This is a genomic window from Edwardsiella piscicida (assembly GCF_021733145.1).
Taxonomy (GTDB): domain Bacteria; phylum Pseudomonadota; class Gammaproteobacteria; order Enterobacterales; family Enterobacteriaceae; genus Edwardsiella; species Edwardsiella piscicida.
Genome location: NZ_CP090968.1, coordinates 3,534,768 through 3,551,407 on the forward strand (window position 1 = coordinate 3,534,768; position 16,640 = coordinate 3,551,407).

Annotated in this window: 13 protein-coding genes; 9 read left to right on the plus strand and 4 right to left on the minus strand. The window is 61.8% G+C overall.

Annotated elements, in window-relative coordinates; all coding sequences use genetic code 11:
- The first annotated feature begins 533 nt into the window (after nt 1-533).
- The 3 genes from uspA (at nt 534) to gdhA (ending at nt 4,251) form a co-directional block, all read left to right on the plus strand.
- On the plus strand, nt 534-971 hold the full coding sequence (gene uspA / locus L1P05_RS16110) for a universal stress protein UspA (protein ID WP_012850148.1): 438 nt from the start codon (nt 534-536) through the stop codon (nt 969-971).
- A gap of 280 nt (nt 972-1,251) precedes the next feature.
- Nucleotides 1,252-2,727: a dipeptide/tripeptide permease DtpB gene (gene dtpB, locus L1P05_RS16115; RefSeq protein WP_012850149.1), complete on the plus strand. Its 1,476-nt coding sequence runs from the start codon at nt 1,252-1,254 to the stop codon at nt 2,725-2,727.
- A 177-nt stretch (nt 2,728-2,904) separates the two neighbouring features.
- A complete protein-coding gene (gdhA, locus tag L1P05_RS16120; RefSeq protein ID WP_012850150.1) occupies nt 2,905-4,251 on the plus strand; it encodes an NADP-specific glutamate dehydrogenase in 1,347 nt (448 codons plus the stop codon).
- A gap of 9 nt (nt 4,252-4,260) precedes the next feature.
- Here gdhA and L1P05_RS16125 read toward each other — a convergent pair whose 3' ends face one another.
- Together L1P05_RS16125 and L1P05_RS16130 are read right to left on the minus strand one after the other, a co-directional pair.
- Nucleotides 4,261-5,727: a sensor histidine kinase gene (locus L1P05_RS16125; protein ID WP_012850151.1), complete on the minus strand. Its 1,467-nt coding sequence runs from the start codon at nt 5,725-5,727 to the stop codon at nt 4,261-4,263.
- Nucleotides 5,724-6,437 carry a response regulator transcription factor gene (locus L1P05_RS16130; protein ID WP_069579683.1) on the minus strand — a complete coding sequence of 238 codons (714 nt, stop codon included), beginning with the start codon at nt 6,435-6,437 and terminating at the stop codon, nt 5,724-5,726. The genes L1P05_RS16125 and L1P05_RS16130 overlap by 4 nt, the downstream gene beginning before the upstream one ends.
- Nucleotides 6,438-6,965: 528 nt before the next feature.
- Here L1P05_RS16130 and L1P05_RS16135 point away from each other — a divergent pair.
- From L1P05_RS16135 to L1P05_RS16160, 6 genes are all read left to right on the plus strand, one after another.
- On the plus strand, nt 6,966-7,958 hold the full coding sequence (locus tag L1P05_RS16135) for an autoinducer 2 ABC transporter substrate-binding protein (RefSeq protein WP_034168504.1): 993 nt from the start codon (nt 6,966-6,968) through the stop codon (nt 7,956-7,958).
- Between the two features lie 126 nt (nt 7,959-8,084).
- Entirely contained in the window at nt 8,085-9,581 is a 1,497-nt protein-coding gene (locus tag L1P05_RS16140; RefSeq protein ID WP_012850155.1) for a sugar ABC transporter ATP-binding protein, read from the plus strand.
- Nucleotides 9,574-10,563 carry an ABC transporter permease gene (locus L1P05_RS16145; RefSeq protein ID WP_012850156.1) on the plus strand — a complete coding sequence of 330 codons (990 nt, stop codon included), beginning with the start codon at nt 9,574-9,576 and terminating at the stop codon, nt 10,561-10,563. Before L1P05_RS16140 ends, L1P05_RS16145 begins: the two co-directional genes overlap by 8 nt.
- A gap of 1 nt (nt 10,564) precedes the next feature.
- The gene (locus tag L1P05_RS16150) at nt 10,565-11,518 is read left to right on the plus strand and encodes an ABC transporter permease (protein ID WP_012850157.1); all 954 of its coding nucleotides are present in this window, start codon (nt 10,565-10,567) and stop codon (nt 11,516-11,518) included.
- A 16-nt stretch (nt 11,519-11,534) separates the two neighbouring features.
- Nucleotides 11,535-13,172: an FGGY-family carbohydrate kinase gene (locus tag L1P05_RS16155; protein ID WP_012850158.1), complete on the plus strand. Its 1,638-nt coding sequence runs from the start codon at nt 11,535-11,537 to the stop codon at nt 13,170-13,172.
- Nucleotides 13,169-13,789: a KpsF/GutQ family sugar-phosphate isomerase gene (locus tag L1P05_RS16160; RefSeq protein ID WP_012850159.1), complete on the plus strand. Its 621-nt coding sequence runs from the start codon at nt 13,169-13,171 to the stop codon at nt 13,787-13,789. Before L1P05_RS16155 ends, L1P05_RS16160 begins: the two co-directional genes overlap by 4 nt.
- Here the strand turns inward: L1P05_RS16160 and rsmJ are convergent.
- Both rsmJ and prlC read right to left on the minus strand, forming a co-directional pair.
- Complete coding sequence (rsmJ, locus tag L1P05_RS16165) at nt 13,771-14,523, minus strand: 16S rRNA (guanine(1516)-N(2))-methyltransferase RsmJ (protein ID WP_012850160.1); 753 nt, start codon at nt 14,521-14,523, stop codon at nt 13,771-13,773. The two genes, L1P05_RS16160 and rsmJ, sit on opposite strands and share 19 nt — an antisense overlap.
- Entirely contained in the window at nt 14,523-16,565 is a 2,043-nt protein-coding gene (prlC, locus tag L1P05_RS16170) for an oligopeptidase A (RefSeq protein ID WP_012850161.1), read from the minus strand. Before prlC ends, rsmJ begins: the two co-directional genes overlap by 1 nt.
- Between the last annotated feature and the right edge of the window lie 75 nt (nt 16,566-16,640).

A 16,640-nucleotide genomic window follows, 5' to 3' on the forward strand; every position in this document is an offset into this window, starting at 1 on the left:
ACGCCGGCGCAGCTGACTCGCCCCGGCCCACGGTGTTGTTATGAAGAGACGGCGAGCCCCGGCGTGCGGGGTCTCCAGTTCTTAGTGTAGGAAATCTGGCGGCAACCCGTACAGAGATCACAAAAATTATTTATATATCGCGTGGCGCGCCGGAGTTCTCTACGCTATAGGTTATAGATTTCATTATATATTCACGAAATCAGCCACAAAAATAGCACCATGGGTATGGGGATTCCGGGGATAAATCAACTTTTCCACGTAATAGGGAAACAGTGCTTGATTTACCCTGCGGCGATCCTTATAAAAAATGGGTTAATTATGTTACCTGGCGCGGTCCTGCAGTCACGGGGCGCCGTTTACAACTGACTCCGGTCACGGTCTTCTCTGGGATGGTCATACAAAAAACTACCCTGTGAGCCGCACGACACATCTCGCTGTCCGGACAGTGCTAACATACAGGCATCGCCAGCGCGCCCACCGGAGCGGACGAAACCTGTAATCACCGTTAATCGGCTTTAGGAAGGAGCTCTCTTATGGCTTATAAACACATCCTGGTTGCTGTAGACCTTTCCCCGGAAAGTAACATACTGGTTGAAAAAGCCGTGTCCATGGCACGCCCCTACGATGCCAAGGTTTCGCTGATCCACGTAGACGTCAACTATTCCGACCTGTATACCGGCCTGATCGACGTTAACCTGGGCGATATGCAAAAACGTATCTCCGATGAAACGCACCATGCGCTGACCGAACTGTCGCAAAACGCGGGCTATCCGATTACCGAAACCCTGAGCGGCAGCGGCGATCTCGGTCAGGTGCTGGTGGATGCCATCAAGAAATACGATATGGACTTAGTCCTGTGCGGCCACCATCAGGACTTCTGGAGCAAGCTGATGTCCTCCGCCCGCCAGCTGATTAATACCGTTCATATCGACATGCTGATCGTTCCGCTGAAGGATGAAGAGGACGACTAACGTCACGTCGCTCGTTCCACGCTTTCTTTACCACGCTGGCGCGTCTCTACGCGCCGGCGTTTTTTATTTTGGCCGCGGCGTATCTCCCGCCCCCATCAGGATAGTGTGATCCGCCACCACATTCGCGTCATTTCAAAACAATAAACTATAAAATAGCCGCACATACCGCATTTAATGCAGCTCATCTGCTTATAAAATGGCATTCTATTTCATGGTGTCGTGGCGTGACAGGCCACGCCGACCCTTTTCACGACATAACAATAATCCGAGATCAACCACAATGAACAACACCGCGCCCGGTTTACTCCACCAACCCAAGCCCTTCTTCATGATCTTCTTCGTTGAGCTGTGGGAGCGCTTCGGTTATTACGGCGTACAGGGCATTCTGGCCGTCTTTTTCGTCAAACAGCTGGGCTTCTCACAGGAGCAGGCCTTCATCACCTTCGGCGCCTTTGCCGCGCTGGTCTACGGCCTGATCTCTATCGGCGGCTACGTCGGCGACCATCTGCTGGGCACCAAGCGCACCATGGTGCTCGGCGCCATCGTGCTGGCGCTGGGCTACTTTATGACCGGCATGTCGCTGCTGAAGCCAGAGATGATCTTCATCGCCCTGGGTACCATCGCCGTCGGCAATGGCCTGTTCAAGGCGAACCCGGCGAGTCTGCTCTCCAAATGCTACCCGCCGAAGGATCCGCGCCTGGATGGCGCCTTCACCCTGTTTTACATGTCCATCAACATCGGCTCACTGCTCTCTCTCTCCCTGGCGCCGATCATCGCCGAACGCTTCGGCTATGCGGTGACCTATAACCTGTGCGGCCTGGGACTGATCATCGCCCTGCTGGTCTACTTCGCCTGCCGCGGCATGGTGCGCAGCATCGGCTCAGCGCCGGATCATCAGCCGCTGAACTATGGCAAGCTGCTGCTGGTACTGGCCGGGGCCGTCGTCATGATCTTCCTCTGCGCCTGGCTGATGCATAACGTCGGCGTCGCCAACATCGTGCTGATCGCGGTCTCCGCGGTGGTGCTGTATTTCTTCTTCCGCGAGGCGTTTAAGCAGGATAAAACCGGGCGTAATCGGATGTTCGTCGCGTTCATCCTGATGATCGAAGCCGTCCTGTTCTACATTCTCTATGCGCAGATGCCGACCTCGCTTAACTTCTTCGCCATCAATAACGTCCGCCACGAGCTGCTCGGCTTTGCCATTAACCCGGTCAGCTTCCAGGCGCTCAACCCGTTCTGGGTCGTGGTGGCCAGCCCGATTCTGGCCTCGATCTACACCCGTCTGGGCAGCCGCGGCCGTGACATGACCATGCCGACCAAGTTTACTCTGGGAATGCTGCTGTGCTCTCTGGGCTTTCTCACCGCCGCCGCCGCGGGCATGTGGTTTGCCGACGCCCAGGGGTTAACCTCGCCCTGGTTTGTGGTGCTGGTCTATCTGTTCCAGAGCCTCGGGGAGCTGATGATCAGCGCGCTGGGACTGGCGATGGTCGCCGCGCTGGTGCCGCAGTATCTGATGGGCTTTATTCTGGGGATGTGGTTCCTGACCCAGGCCGCCGCCTTCCTGCTCGGCGGCTACGTCGCGACCTTCACCGCGGTTCCGGCGGGGATCCACGATCCGCTGCAGACTCTGCCCATCTATACCGGCGTCTTCGGTAAGATCGGTATCGCCACGCTGATCGTCACGCTGGTGATGGCGGCGATGGTGCCCTGGCTTAACCGGATGATGAACACCCCGGCCGACGGCCAAAAAGCCTAATTATTCACTTCTCGACAACGCCCTGATAGCACAGGGCGTTGTTCTTTTTTTCTCCCGATAAAACTCCTTGCGCTGCCCGCGTGGCGCGATGCTATAGTCCCAGACAGCCTATTTTTTAGGCTGCCGACAGGCATCTGCGACACAACGAATGCAATCCTATAATAACAAGGAGTTTTTATGGCTCACCTCGCATCAGTCGATCAATTCATGCAGCACGTCCAGCTGCGCGATCCCCATCAGCCGGAGTTTGCACAGGCCGTCCGTGAAGTCATGACCACCCTGTGGCCCTTTCTGCAGCAGCACCCACACTACCGCGATAGCGCCCTGCTGGAGCGGCTGATCGAGCCGGAGCGAGTGATCCAATTTCGCGTCAGCTGGGTGGACGACCGTAACCAGGTGCAGGTAAATCGGGCCTGGCGCGTGCAGTTCAGCTCGGCCATTGGGCCATTCAAGGGCGGAATGCGCTTTCATCCCTCGGTCAATCTGTCGATCCTCAAGTTTCTCGGCTTTGAGCAGACCTTTAAAAATGCGCTCACCACGCTGCCGATGGGCGGGGGAAAAGGCGGCAGCGATTTTAATCCTAAAGGGAAAAGCGACGGTGAGATCATGCGCTTCTGCCAGGCGCTGATGACCGAGCTGTATCGCCATCTCGGCGCCGATACCGACGTGCCGGCGGGCGACATCGGCGTCGGCGGGCGTGAGGTCGGCTATATGGCGGGGATGATGAAAAAGCTCGCCAACAACACCGCCTGCGTGTTTACCGGCAAGGGGCTCTCCTTCGGCGGCAGCCTGATGCGCCCAGAGGCCACCGGCTATGGGCTGGTCTATTTTACCGATGCCATGCTCCGGCGCCACGCCATGGGGCTGGAGGGCATGCGCATCGCCGTTTCCGGCTCCGGTAACGTGGCGCAGTACGCCATCGAGAAGGCGATGGCGCTGGGGGCCAGGGTCGTTACCGCATCGGACTCCAACGGCTGCGTGGTCGATGAGGCGGGATTTACCCCGGAGAAGCTGGCCCGCCTGTGCGCGATAAAGGCGACGCCGGATGGCCGGATCGCCGATTACGCCCGCGAGTTTGGTCTGATCTATCAGGAGGGACGCCAGCCTTGGCACGTGCCGGTCGATATCGCGCTGCCCTGCGCCACCCAGAATGAGCTGGATGCCGACGCCGCACAGGCCCTGATCGCCAACGGCGTTCGCGCCGTGGCCGAAGGGGCCAACATGCCCACCACCATTGAAGCGACCGATCGGTTCTTAGCGGCCGGCGTCCTGTTTGCCCCCGGCAAGGCGGCCAACGCCGGCGGGGTCGCGACCTCGGGACTGGAAATGGCGCAGAACGCCGCGCGCCTCGGCTGGCGCGCAGAGGAGGTCGATCGCCGTCTGCAGCAGATCATGCTGGATATCCATCAGGCCTGCGTCGACCACAGCGGCGGTCAAAGCGGGCCGGTGCACTACGTGCGCGGCGCCAACATCGCGGGCTTCGTGAAGGTCGCCGACGCCATGCTGGCGCAGGGCGTGCTGTAGCCCATCATCCTACAGCGGCAGCGATAGGCGGAAACAGGCGCCCTGTCGCTGTCGCGCGATCAGGGCGATATCCCCGCCGTGCAGCTCCAGCATCCGTTTTACGATCAGCAGCCCCAGCCCGCCGGTGCCGTAACGCGTCCCGCTGGATGACAGCGGCCGCTGGAACAACGCGCTGCGCAGCCCATCGGGGACGCCGGGGCCGCTGTCGCACAGCTCGACCCACAGCCGCCGCTCCTCCTGCCATAGGCGCACGACGATGCGCCCCTCCTGCGGCGTATGGCGTATGGCGTTATCCAGCAGGTTGGTCAGTACCCGCTCCATCATATGGATATCCGCCGAGATCAGCGGTAAACCGGTCGCGACGTCGGCGCTCAGCGTCAGGCCGCGGGCCTCGGCCGCCAGCTCAAACTTCTGAAACACATCCTGCAGCAGCTCGCTAAAAGAGAAAGGCTCACGCTGCGGCTTCACCGCACCGTACTCCAGGCGCGCCAGCTCAAACAGCTGCTGCGCCAGACGCCCGACCTTCTGGCTTTGGGCCAGCGCCGTATCCAGGTAACGCCGTCGATCGGCGGCGCTCAGGGTATCCCGCTTCAGGCTCAGCGTCTCCAGATAGCCATGCAGCGACGTGAGGGGCGTGCGCAGATCGTGAGAGACGGTGGTGATAAACTCGCGCCGCTGGCGATCCTGATAGGCCAAACGCTGCCACTGCTCGGTGATCCGGCGCGCCATGCGGCCAAACGCCCGCTGCAGCTGGGCGACCTCATCCTCGCCACGGATCTGCTGCAGCGCGGTCAGCGTCGCCGGCTGCGCGGTCTCCAGCCCCTCGCGCTCCAGACGCCCCACCTGACGCGTCAGGGCGTGAACCGGGCGGGTGACCCAGCGGTAGACCAGCAGCCAGGCCAGCAGCCCACAGATCAGGATCAGGGCTATCGACCAGCCGGCCATGCGCCAGGCGGAGCCGAAGCGAACGTCGTCGCTCAGCCGGTTGTAGTTCTCTCCCAGCAGCACCACATACAGATAGCCGCGCGGATGGCCGTTCAGCGACAGCGGCGCGGCGCTAAACACCTTACGGGCATCCGGGCTGCGCGGGTCGTCGCCGTACAGCGGCAGCGGTTTTCCCGCCAGAAACGCCGCGATCGGCGCCAGACTGACCTGATGGCGCACGATGCGCCCCGGCGGCGCCGCATCGCCGATGATCCGCCCCTGCTCATCCAGCAGATAGACCTCCACGCTGGGATTCACCGCCATCAGCTGATCGAACAGGTTTTTTACCGACGCCGGATTCAGGCCGTCGGCCTGCAGCAGCGGGTTATGCTCGGCGATATGACGCGCCAGGTTCGCGGACAGGCGCTGGATCACCTGCTGGCTATACTGCGTATTACTGCGCAGCTGCAGCCAACCGGTTAGGGCGCTGCACACCAGCAGCAGCAGGGCAAACACCAGCGCCAGACGCTGCGACAGGCTCAGGCGGCTCATACCGCTCCCCCTGCGTCGGCGAACTTGTAGCCGGCGCCCCAGACGGTCAGGATCAGCGCCGGCTCGGCGGGATCGGCCTCGATCTTGGTGCGCAGGCGATTAATATGGGTATTGACCGTATGCTCGTAGCCGTCGTGCTGGTATCCCCACACCTTGTCCAATAGCTGCAGACGTGAAAATACCTGCCCGGGGTGACGGGCAAAGAAGTACAGCAGATCGAATTCGCGCGGCGTAAGCTCGATCGGCCGCTCTCCCACCCACACCACCCGCGCCATGGGATCGATGGTCAGCGGGCCATAGCTCAGGCGTCCCCCCTCCAGCATCAGGTTGCGGCCCATCGCCTCCTGGCGACGAAACAGCGCCTTTACCCGGGCGACCAACTCAATCATAGAAAACGGCTTGGCCAGATAATCGTCGGCCCCCAGCTCCAGCCCCAGCACTCGGTGAACCTCGCTGGAGCGGGCGCTGGTGATGATGATCGGGGTATAGCGGGTCATGGCGCGCACCCGGCGGCAGATATCCAGCCCATCCACGCCCGGCAGCATCAGATCGAGGATCAGCGCATCCCATCCACCCTGTTCAACCAGCGCCATCCCCCGATCGCCGTCGGCGGCATGGGTCACCTGGTATCCCTCATCGCACAGATGCAGCGTCAGCAGTTCGGCAATCAGCGTGTCATCCTCTACCACCAGAATTCGTTTCCCCGTCATCACCGACTCCCCCATCAACGTTTTTTCCAGTCTACATGGCCTGCCAAGGACGAGTTATCACATTTTGTTTATAACCCCTCCATCCCGGCGATATGGTGTTTACTTTCAGTCAAAGCAACGGAAAACGCCCCCCTTGATAGAAGCGCGCGCCGCGGGTGAGGTGATAGACATCGTTCGCAGCAGCAATAAATTTCATGAATTTAAATTGCATTATCGTTTCATCTCACAAATATAAATATTCACCGATTATCGCCCATCCAATGCATACTTTTTGCGTACCACTGCTAAGCCGTATGCTAATAAATAGATAATAAAATGATCCAATAAACATGATATTTAACACCTTGAAGGTAATAAAATTACGGCAATCATTAATAGACACCTTTTTTTAACCATTATTTTTCCATTATTTTACAATAATGGACATAGATCACGTTTTATCACCCATGGGCAGCCAATCGTTTCCATTCTTCATTACCCTTTCCGTCATGAATTTTCCCGGGCTCTTACAACAACAAAGGTTCAGCCATGAAATTCAAACTCGCCTTGCTCACTACCGCCCTAGCCTCTGCGTGCATGTTTTCGGCCCCGACGTTTGCCGCAGAAAAAGCAGAAAAGCATGACATTGCCGTGGTCGCTAAAGTCACCGGTATCCCGTGGTTCAACCGTATGGAAACCGGGGTAAACCAAGCGGCGCAGCAGTTAGACGTCAACGCCTACCAGACCGGACCCGCCACGCCGGACCCGGCTCAGCAGGTCAAGGTTATCGAGGATCTGATCGCCAAAAATGTGGATGCCATCATCGTGGTGCCCAACGATGCCAAGGTGCTGGAGCCGGTGCTGAAGAAGGCGCGGGACAAGGGGATCGTGGTACTGACCCATGAGTCACCGGATCAGCAGATCGGCCAATGGGATATCGAAACCATCGATAGCCAGAAATACGCGCAGGCCAACGTCGATGCACTGGCCAAGGCGATGGGTGGCAAAGGGGGCTACGCCATCTACGTCGGCTCCCTGACCGTGCCGCTGCACAACGCCTGGGCTGACTACGCCGTGAAGTACCAGAAAGAGAAGTATCCGGATATGTTCGAAGTCACCTCGCGTCTGCCGGTGGCCGAAAGCATCGATAAATCCTACGCCACCACGCTGGATCTGATGAAGACCTACCCTCAGCTGAAGGGGATTATCGGCTTTGGCTCTCTCGGCCCCATCGGCGCAGGTCAGGCGGTCGCCAAGAAACGCGCCAAGGATAAGGTGGCCGTGGTCGGGATCGCCATGCCATCCCAGGCGGCGCCGTATCTGATCCGCGGCGATATCAAGCAGGTATTGCTGTGGGATCCGAAAGACGCAGGCTATGCGCTGGTGACCGTGGCCGATCGCCTGCTGCAGGGCCAGGAGGTCAAACCGGACCTGAGCATTGAAGGACTGGGCAAAGCGGATGTGGATACGAAAGATCACGTCATCCGCTTCAATAAAATATTAGAAGTGACCAAAGATAACGCCCAGTCACTCGGTTTCTGATTCCGGCTCACGGCCGCCATCACCAGGGAAACCCACACCGCCGGCCGCACGGGCCGGCGCTCAGGAATATTTTCTCCATCGTTATACGACGACGCCCCTCCGGGGGCGTCCGGCGGAGTATTGCCCATGAACAGCAGCGCATTCATCACGCTTGAAAACATCAGTAAACAGTTTCCCGGCGTGCTGGCTCTGGATCGGGTCAGCCTGACGCTGAATAAAGGCGAGGTACACTGCCTGGCCGGCCAGAACGGCTGTGGCAAAAGCACCATCATCAAAATCATCTCCGGCGTCTATCAGCCGGAAAAGGGGGCTCGCCTCCTGATCGATGGCAAACTGTTCCACCAGCTCACCCCCTCACTCTCCGCCCACTACGGCGTGCAGGTTATCTATCAAGATCTGTCGCTGTTTCCGAACTTCAGCGTGGCGGAAAACATCGCCATTCATCGCTACCAGCCGGGCGGCGATCTGTGGGTACGCCGCCGCGCCATGCGGCAGCAGGCGCTGGCGGCGATGCAGCGCATCGGCGTGACGCTCGATCCGGACAAGAAGGTGGAGAAGCTGTCGATCGCCGATCGTCAGCTGGTCGCCATCTGCCGCGCCATCGCCGCCGATGCCCGCCTGGTGATCATGGATGAGCCCACCGCCTCCCTGACCCGCCAAGAGGTCAACGGTCTGCTGCGCGTGGTCAATGAGCTAAAGAGCGCGGGCATTTGCGTGGTCTTCGTCAGCCACCGTCTGGATGAGGTGATGGAGGTGGCCGATCGCATCAGCGTGATGCGCGACGGCAAGCTGGTCGGCACCTGGCCCGCCAGCGAGCTGGACAGCCACGAGCTGGCCTTCCTGATGACCGGCCAACGCTTCCACTATACGCCGCTGCCGGCCTATGACGCCTCAACGGCGGCGCCGCGCCTGGCGCTGCGCAACCTGACCCGACGCGGCAAATATCACGATATCAGCCTGACGCTGCACCAGGGCGAAATCGTCTCTATCGTCGGCCTGCTGGGCGCCGGACGCACCGAGCTGTGCCTGAGCCTGTTCGGCATGACCCGCCCCGACAGCGGCGAGATCTGCATCGACGGCCAGGCGGTCACCCTGAGCAGCAACCGCGACGCCATCCGCCACGGCATCGGCTACGTCTCGGAAGATCGCCTGACCCAGGGGCTGATCATGGATCAGTCCATCTATGACAACACCATCGTGACCGTCTTCGACCAGCTGCACACCAAGGCCGGACTGCTCGATCATCAGCGCGCCAATGCGCTGGTTCAGCGGCTGATCCGTGAGCTGAATATCAAGGTGGCCGACAGCGCGCTGCCGGTCAAGACCCTCTCCGGCGGCAATGCGCAGCGCATCGCCATCGCCAAGTGGGTCGCGACCCGCCCCCGCATTCTGATCCTCGATTCGCCGACCGTCGGCGTCGATATCGCCAACAAAGAAGGGATCTACCAGATCGCCCGCGATCTGGCCCAGCAGGGCATGGCGGTGCTGATGATCTGCGATGAGATCCCGGAGGCCTACTACAACAGCCACCGCATCCTGGTGATGCGCCGAGGCGCCCTGGTGGCTGAATTTTTACCGCAGCGCTGCTGCGAACAGGATATTGCCGAGGTGGTCAATGCATAACGCCTTCCTTTCCCGCCTGGCGGGGCGACACGAAGCCTATCTCGGGCTGCTGGTCATCGCCCTGGCGCTGGGGCTCTCGCTGGCAACCGATGAGTTCTTCTCGCTGGGTAACCTGACGGACGTCGCCACCAGCTACGCCATTCTCGGGATCCTGGCCTGCGGCCTGTTCGTGGTGCTGATCGCCGGCGGGATCGATATCTCTTTCCCGGCGATGACCGCCATCGCCCAGTACGTGATGGCCAGCTGGATCATCACCCACGGCGGCAGCTTTCCGCTGGCCTTCGCCATGGCCATCGCCGTGGGGCTGCTGCTGGGGCTATGTAACGGTTTCTTGGTCTACTGGCTGCGAGTACCGGCGATCATCATTACCATCGCGACCCTGAATCTCTACTATGGGCTGCTGGTCTACCTGACCAAGGGCACCTGGCTGTACGGCTTTCCCGACTGGTTTATGGAGGGGGTCAACTACCTCTCCTTTACCGGCGCCGACGGCTATGACTATGGTCTGACGCTGCCGCTGCTGTGCCTGGGCGGCACCGTCGCGCTGACCGCCGTGCTGATGAACCACACCCGCCTCGGGCGTCAGATCTATGCCATGGGCGGCAACCGCGACGCCGCCTCTCGTCTGGGCATGAACCTGCTGCGTCTGCACTTCTATGTCTACGGCTATATGGGGATCCTGGCCGGCGTGGCGGCGGTGGTTCAGGCACAGATCACCCAGTCGGTGGCGCCTAACTCGCTGCTCGGCTTTGAGCTGACGGTGCTGGCGGCGGTGGTGCTCGGCGGCACCAGCATGGCCGGCGGGCGCGGTACCCTGACCGGCACCCTGCTGGGGGTCATTCTGCTGGCCTTTTTGCAGAACGGCCTAACGCTGCTCGGCGTCTCCTCCTACTGGCATACGGTACTCAGCGGACTGATCATCCTGATCAGCATCAGCAGCACCGCCTGGAACGAAAAACGCAAACTGGCCAAGGAGCTATAACATGAACGCCTTTGCGCGCCTGCTGCCCGGCGATCGCATCATTCGCCTGCAGTGCCTGATTATCGTTGTCGTCGCGCTGCTGTTTTCCGCGCTGCTCGGCAGCCGCTTCTTCAGCGTAGCCAACTTTCAATCCATCGCTTCCCAGCTGCCGATCCTGGGCATGCTGGCGCTCGGCATGGGCGTGACCATGCTGACCGGCGGCATTAACCTGTCGATCATCGCCGGCGCCAACGCCTGCTCGCTGGTGATGGCCGCCATTATCGTCAGCCACCCCGACCAGCCGGCCTTCCTGGTGCTGGCGCTGCTGGCGGGTCTACTGGTGGCCGTCGCGATCGGCGCCCTCAACGGCGCCCTGATCGCCTGGGTCGGCGTGTCGCCGATTCTGGCGACGCTGGGCACCATGACGCTGCTCACCGGACTCAATATCCTGCTCTCCAACGGCGCGGTGATCGCCGGCTTCCCGTCGCTGATCCAGCAGCTCGGCAGCGCCTCCCTGCTGGGGATCCCCCTGGCCATGCTGCTGTTCCTGGCCGTCGCCGCCGCGCTGTGGCTCCTGCTGGAGCACACCACCTTAGGGCGCAGCCTGTATCTGGTCGGCTCCAACCAACAGGCGACCCGCTTCAGCGGAGTGGACACCGCCCGCGTACAGATCGCCGTCTATATCATTTCGGCCCTGCTCGGCTGGGCCGCGGCGCTGCTGATGATGGCCAAGTTCAACTCGGCCAAGGCCGGCTACGGGGAGTCCTACCTGCTGGTCACGATTCTGGCCTCCGTGCTCGGCGGGATTAACCCGGACGGCGGATTTGGCCGTATTCTGGGGCTGGTGCTGGCGCTGATCGTGCTGCAGATGCTGGAGAGCGGACTCAATTTGCTGGGCGTCAGCAGCTACCTGACCATGGCCCTGTGGGGCGGTGTGCTGATCCTATTTATTGCATTACAGAATCGAACAGCCTGATTTCAGGAGAAAATTCATGGCAAGCTACTTTATTGGCGTAGATGTGGGAACCGGCAGCGCGCGCGCCGGTGTCTTTGACCTCAGCGGACGAATGGTCGGTCAGGCAACGCGTGAAATCGACCTCTACCGCCCCCAGGCCGACTTTGTCGAACAGTCGTCCGACAACATCTGGCAGGCGGTGTGTAACGCGGTGCGCGACGCCGTGAGCCAGGCCGACATTAACCCAATTCAAATCAAAGGAATGGGATTCGATGCCACCTGTTCGCTGGTGGTGCTGGACAGCGAAGGCAAACCGCTGACCATCAGCCCCTCCGGGCGCAGCGAACAGAACATCATCGTCTGGATGGATCACCGCGCCATCGCCCAGGCGGAGCGCATCAACACCACCCACCACCGGGTGCTGGACTTCGTCGGCGGCATTATCTCGCCGGAGATGCAGACGCCCAAGCTGCTGTGGCTAAAACAGCATATGCCGACCACCTGGGCCAACGCCGGCTACTTCTTTGACCTGCCGGACTTTTTGACCTGGCGCGCCACCCAGGATGACACCCGCTCCCTCTGCTCCACCGTCTGTAAATGGACCTATCTGGGGCACGAAAACCGCTGGGATGAGAGCTACTTCCGCGAGATAGGGCTAGAGGATCTGCTGGCGCACGATGCCGCCAAGATCGGCCGCGAAGTCAAAACCATGGGAGAGCCGTTGGGCTACGGCCTGACCGAACGCGCGGCGCGCGAGATGGGCCTGATCCCCGGCACCGCGGTCAGCGTCTCGATCATCGATGCCCACGCTGGCACGCTGGGAACCCTGGGCGCCAGCGGCGTCAGCGGTGACGTGGCCGACTTCGATCGCCGCATCGCCCTGATCGGCGGCACCTCCACCGGCCATATGGCCATGTCGCCCACCGCGCGCTTTATCGGCGGCGTATGGGGACCTTACTATTCGGCGATCCTGCCGGGCTACTGGCTGAACGAGGGGGGACAGTCCGCGACCGGCGCCCTGATCGATCACGTCATCCAGTCCCATCCCTGCTACGCCCCGCTGCTGGCGCAGGCCAAGGCCAACGGGCAGACCATCTATGAAGTGCTCAACGCCCTGCTGCGTAAAATGGCGGGAGAGCCGGAAAATATCGCTTTCCTGACCCGCGATATCCACGTCCTGCCCTATTTTCACGGTAACCGCTCGCCGCGCGCCAACCCGACCCTGAGCGGCGTCATGAGCGGCCTGAAGCTGTCGCGAACCCCGGAGGATCTGGCGCTACAGTATCTGGCGACCATCCAGGCGATCGCTTTGGGCACCCGCCATATCATCGAAACCATGAACCAGAGCGGCTACCGCATCGACACCATCATGGCCAGCGGCGGCGGCACCAAGAACCCGATCTTTGTTCAGGAGCACGCCAACGCCACCGGCTGCGCCATGCTGCTGCCCGTCGAAGGCGAGGCGATGCTGCTGGGCGGCGCCATGATGGGCACCGTCGCGGCCGGCGTCTTTGACACCCTGCCGGAGGCGATGGGCGCCATGAGCCGCATCGGCAAGACCGTCACGCCGCAGACCAACAGCATCAAGCGCTACTACGATCGCAAATACCGGGTGTTCCATGAAATGTATCAGGACCATATGAAGTATCGCCAGCTGATGCAGGAGGCGGAATGACGGCGGAATGGCATCAGGCGCAGACGGCCTGGCAAATCTATAGCGCCGAGCTGACACAGCTGGCGCAGCGGCTGGACGCCGAGCAGTGGCAGCAGCTGCTGGATCGGCTATCCGGGTGCCGGGGCAAGATCATGGTCAGCGGCGTCGGCACCTCGGGGATCGCCGCGCGTAAAGTCGCGCACATGCTGGCCTGCGTAGAGCGTCCAGCCATCTATCTCAACGCCACCGACGCGGCCCATGGCGACCTTGGCTTTCTGCGCGGCGACGATCTGGTGATCCTCATCTCGCGCGGCGGCAACTCGGAGGAGCTGACCCGCCTGCTGCCGGCGCTACAGGCGAAGGGGGTTCCCCTGATCGCCGTAACGGAAAATCCACGCTCGGCCATCGCCCGCGCGGCGCAGCTGACGCTGGCGACCGGGGTACAGCGCGAGATAGACCCGCTCAACATGCTGGCCACCACCTCCATCATCTTGGTGTTGGCCCTGTTCGATGCCGCCTGCGCCTGTCTGATGCAGCGCAGCGGCTACGATCGCCAGACGCTGCTGAGCGTGCATCCCGGCGGCGACGTGGGGCTAAGCCTACGCCGCAGCACGGACGATCAGGCCAGCGGTGCGTAGATATCGAAGCGGTGGCTTTTGGTCAGGGTGGCGTTAGGGGTCGCGACGTCGGCCAGCGGCGGCGCATAGTCTGGCCGCTTAACCACCACCCGCTTGGTGGCCAAACGGCGCGCCGGCGCCAGCAGGGCGTCGGCGTCGTCATCGGCGCCGACCAGCGCCTGAAACACCCGCATCTCTTTCTTCACCAGCGCGCTTTTCTGCCGGTGGGGGAACATCGGATCCAGATAAACCACCTCTGGACGCGGACTCAGCGTGGCCAGCGCCTCGATGCTGGAGGCGTGCAGCAGGGTCAGCCGCTCGCGCAGCCACGGACCGATCTCCGCATCGGCATAGCCGCGCTGTAGACCGTCATCCAGCAACGCCGCCACCACCGGGTGGCGCTCCAGCATCCGTACGCAGCATCCCAGCGACGCCAGTACAAACGCATCGCGGCCTAGCCCGGCGGTGGCGTCCACCACCGCCGGCAGGTAGCCGCCCTTAATGCCGACCGCCTTGGCCACCGCCTCGCCGCGGCCGCCGCCAAAGCGGCGACGGTGCGCCAGCGTCCCGCCGACGAAATCGACGAAAATAGCCCCCAGCTTTGGCTCATCTAGCTTGCGCAGCTCCAGGCGCTGCGGCGTCAGCACCAGCGCCAGTACGGCGTCGGCGTCGTGACACAGCCCCCAGCGCTGCGCCAGCGCGCTCAGCGCCGTCGCATCGGCACCCTCTTCCACCAGCAGCTGAACCGCCGCCATCAGCCCTTAATCCCGTAATGACGCAGCATGGCATCGATCTGCGGCTCACGCCCGCGGAACGCTTTAAACAGAGTCATCGGCTCATCGGAGCCCCCCTGCGACAGCACGTTATCCAAGAAGGCGCGCCCGGTATCAACGTTAAAGATCCCCTCCTCCTCAAAGCGGGAGAAGGCATCCGCCGACAGCAGCTCAGCCCACAGATAGCTGTAGTAGCCGGCCGCATAGCCGCCGGCGAAGATGTGGCTGAACGCATGCGGAAAACGTCCCCACTCCGGCGACGGCACGACCGCCACCAGCGCCTTGACCTGGCGCAGGGTCTCCATGATCTGCGCGCCCTGCGACGGGTCGAACTCGGTGTGCAGACGGAAATCAAACAGTCCGAACTCCAGCTGGCGCAGGATAAACAGCGCCGACTGATAGTTCTTCGCCGCCAGCATCCGATCCAGCATCGCCTGCGGCAGCGGCTCGCCGCTCTGATAGTGACCGGAGATAAAGGCCAACGCCTCCGGCTCCCAGCACCAGTTCTCCATAAACTGGCTCGGCAGCTCGACCGCATCCCACGGTACCCCGTTGATCCCGGACACTCCCGGGGTGTCGATACGGGTCAGCATATGGTGTAAGCCGTGGCCAAACTCGTGGAACAGGGTAGTCACTTCGCCGTGGGTAAACAGCGCCGGGCTATCGCCCAGCGGACGGTTGAAGTTACAGGTCAGGTAGGCCACCGGCTTCTGCAGGCTGCCGTCGGCGCGGCGCAGACGCCCGGCGCAGTCGTCCATCCAGGCGCCGCCGCGCTTGTGTTCACGCGCGTACAGATCCAGGTAGAAGCTACCGCACAGCTCACCGTCGCTGCCGTACAGCTCAAAGAAACGCACCTCCGGATGCCAGACATCCACGTCGTGACGCTCTTTGGCCGTAATGCCATAGATGCGATGCACCACCTCAAACAGCCCGCTCAGCACCGTCGGCTCGGGGAAGTAGGGGCGCAGCTCCTCGTCGCTGATGGCGTAGAGATGCTGCTTCTGTTTTTCGCTGTAGTAGGTGATGTCCCAGGGCGCCAGCTCGCTGACGCCATAGTGACGCAGGGCAAAGGCACTGAGCTGCTCCAGTTCCGCCGCCCCCTGTTTTTGGGCGCGCTGCGCCAGATCGTTGAGGAACCCCAGCACCTGCTGCGGGTTTTCAGCCATCTTGGTCGCCAGCGACTTGTCGGCGTAGCTGGCAAAGCCCAGCAGCTGGGCCAGCTCGTGGCGCAGCGCCAGCGTTTCGTTCATGATGGCGCCGTTGTCCCACTCACCGGCGTTCGGCCCCTGATCGGAGGCGCGCGTCGTGAAGGCGCGGTACATCTCATAGCGCAGTTCGCGGTTGTCGGCATAGGTCATCACCGGCAGGTAGCTCGGCATATCCAGCGTCAGCAGCCACCCCTGCTGACCACGTGACGACGCCAGCGCCTGGGCCGCCGCCAGCGCACTCTCCGGCAGGCCAGCCAGCGCCGCCTTCTCCGTCACCAGCTTGCTCCAACCCATGGTCGCATCCAGCACATTATTGCTAAAGGCGGAGCCCAGCTCAGACAGGCGCATGACGATTTCGCCGTAGCGCTTCTGCGCCTCCGGCGGCAGGCCGATACCGGACAGCTCAAAGTCGCGCAGCGCATTATCCACCGCCCGCTTCTGGGCCTTGTCCAGCGCCATGTAGCCCTCTCCCGCCTTCAGCTGGCGGTAGGCCTGATACAGCCCCTGATGCTGGCCGACCCAGGTGCCGTACTCCGACAGCAGCGGCAGGCACTGCTCATAGGCTGCCCGCAGCTCCGGGCTGTTTTTTACCGCGTTGAGATGGCTGACCGGCGAAAAAATACGCCCTAAACGATCGTCGGCCTCGGCCAGCGGCTGGACCAGGTTCTCCCAGGTAAAGGGGCCGGTCTGCGCCACCACGCGCTCTACCGCGGCGCGGCAGTCGGCCAGCGCGGCGCTCACCGCCGGAACCACGTCCTGCGGCGTAATGCGAGAAAAGGGCGGAAGCACAAAGGGAGTCAGCAAAGGATTGGTCATCGGCAAGTGTCCTATGGTCGGCAGGGCTGACGCAGCAGCCCTGAAATCGGGATATCCGCCGCGTGACGCCGCGGA